The sequence below is a fragment of the Peribacillus sp. genome, assembly GCF_059453735.1.
The window spans coordinates 1-2,205 of sequence record NZ_JAZVJO010000022.1 but is presented as its reverse complement, the minus strand read 5'-3'; the positions used below and the strand labels follow the sequence as shown (position 1 = coordinate 2,205).

The 2,205-nt window shown below is 41.4% G+C and carries 2 protein-coding genes and 1 riboswitch; of the genes, one reads left to right on the top strand and one right to left on the bottom strand.

Features of this window, described 5'->3' with window-relative positions; genetic code table 11:
* Positions 1–120 (top strand): protein YhfH (gene yhfH, locus AC52RT_RS00685; RefSeq protein WP_495538972.1); only part of this gene is annotated, 120 nt, incomplete at its 5' end.
* A gap of 166 nt (positions 121–286) precedes the next feature.
* Here the strand turns inward: yhfH and AC52RT_RS00680 are convergent.
* Positions 287–1,603, bottom strand: coding sequence for an O-acetylhomoserine aminocarboxypropyltransferase/cysteine synthase family protein (locus AC52RT_RS00680; protein WP_495538971.1), 1,317 nt, complete (start codon positions 1,601–1,603; stop codon positions 287–289).
* A gap of 92 nt (positions 1,604–1,695) precedes the next feature.
* Positions 1,696–1,804, bottom strand: a riboswitch (SAM riboswitch).
* Positions 1,805–2,205: the final 401 nt, after the last annotated feature.

Below are 2,205 nucleotides of genomic sequence, written 5' to 3'. Positions count from 1 at the left end.
AAAGAATTTTTCAGAAATCTACCGTCCAAACAATGCCCCGAATGCGGAACTCATATCAATGAACAGGTGGAGTCCTACCTAATGGAATGTGATTATTGTCTTTCTAAACGAGACGAATGAAAAATAACCCCTGGTGTCAGGGGTTATTTACTGTTGGACATATTTTTTGAATATTTACGCAGTATTGACCTCTTATAATACTCATCGTTCCTGGGGTATAAATACGATCAGGTCAACATAATCCACTAATGTAGCCGAGAAGGAAAGCAACATTACGTTATCTCCTTCAACTCTTACCCGCTTCACTATATTTAACGGCTGCTTCAAGTGCTTGGTCAATATCATTTATAATATCCTCAATATCCTCAAGACCAATGGACAGTCTGATTTGTTCCGGTGTAACCCCCGCTTCAACTTGTTCTTCTGGAAGCAGCCTCGAATGAGTTGTACTCGCCGGATGGATGACCAATGTCTTGGAATCACCCACATTCGCAACATGTGAAAGCAGGTTAACTGAATTGATGAACCTCTTCCCTGCTTCTAGTCCTCCCTTTATTCCGAAAGTGAAAATGGAACCCGCTCCCTTTGGCAGGTAGGTTTTAGCAAGCTCGTATTGTGGATTGTCTTTTAAGGTCGGATAATTAACCCATGCTACATGCTCATTGGCAGCCAGAAAAGCAGCCACTTTTTCCGCATTGCTCACATGCTGACGAACTCTGAGTGATAATGACTCGAGTCCCTGAATGAATAACCAGCCGTTGAATGGCGAAAGCGAAGCTCCCAAATCATGCCCCAACTCAAAACGTGCCTTTACAATCAATGCATTCGAACCGCCTACATCAAGATACGAACGATTATTAAGGCTTGGCTTTTTCACTGTAAATTCAGGATACTTACCGTTATCCCATGGGAACTTTCCAGAATCAATGATGGCTCCCCCAATTGAAGTCCCATGACCGCCGACAAACTTCGTAATCGAATGAACAACGATATCTGCCCCGAAATCAAGCGGTTTTTGAAGGTATGGTGTGGTAAATGTACTGTCAACGACCAGCGGAATGCCCTGTTCATGAGCAATTTCTGAAAGTACCTTTAAATCAGCAATTTGAAGTCCCGGATTGCCAATCGTTTCAGTGAATACAGCTTTTGTTTTATCCGTAATGGCTGAGGCAACAGCAGCTGGATCTCTTCCATCAACAAATCGCACCTTCACACCAAAGCGTGGAAAGGTCACCGAAAATAAGTTATATGTACCCCCATACAGCGCATTGGTAGCTACGATTTCATCACCTGCCTTAGCAAGTGTTAACAATGCTATAGAAATAGCCGCCTGCCCCGAGGATACGGCAAAGGCTCCGTTTCCCCCTTCAAGCTGGGCAAGTCGTTTTTCCAGTACTGCATTTGTCGGGTTGGCATTACGTGAATAGATGTAGCCCTCCTTCTCCATTTTGAAAAGCGAGGCCGCATGCTCTGTATCCTCAAAACCATAAGACGTTGTCTGATATAATGGTACAGCCCTTGAACGTGTTACTGAATCCATTACTTGGCCGCCATGTAAAGCGATTGTGTCAAAATTTAATGTCGTCTCTTCTTTTTTTGTCATTGTTTATGTCTCCTTTTATTTGGACTAAAAACAAAAAACTCTTCTTACCAATAGATAAGAAGAGTTTTGTACATAAATGACTACAGGGTCTCTTCTTATCTCTCGAACCATTTTTAAGTTCGCTGGAATTGGCACAGTACTCATAAAGAGCCTTTTGCCGAGACTTCACAGGACCAGTTCCTCCATCTCTCTTGATAAGAATTTTATTATTCAATTGTAAAGCGTACTTACTCGATGTGGATTAATCATACTTATTATTCAGAATATTGTCAATTATATTTACTAGTTAATCTTTAGTAATTTTCGCTTCATTCTCTGCATGAATGTTTTAGGTAACAAGAATTCATTCAGCACGATCACAATCCCCACAATAATCCAAGTAAGTATTGTCGTCAGCTTTCGATTAACTAGACTCCCCTTTCAGTGACTGATTACTTGTGAAGATAATAAGCAGAACTAAAGCGAAGGCAATACCGCAGCTGGGCCTAAATAGACGCCAAACATTTCATAAGCAACACTTAGATCATCTGTAACCATATCTTCCTTAAAAAAAGCGCTGCTGATACAATAAGCATGGCCATATTAATAGCCCCCGCAAAAAT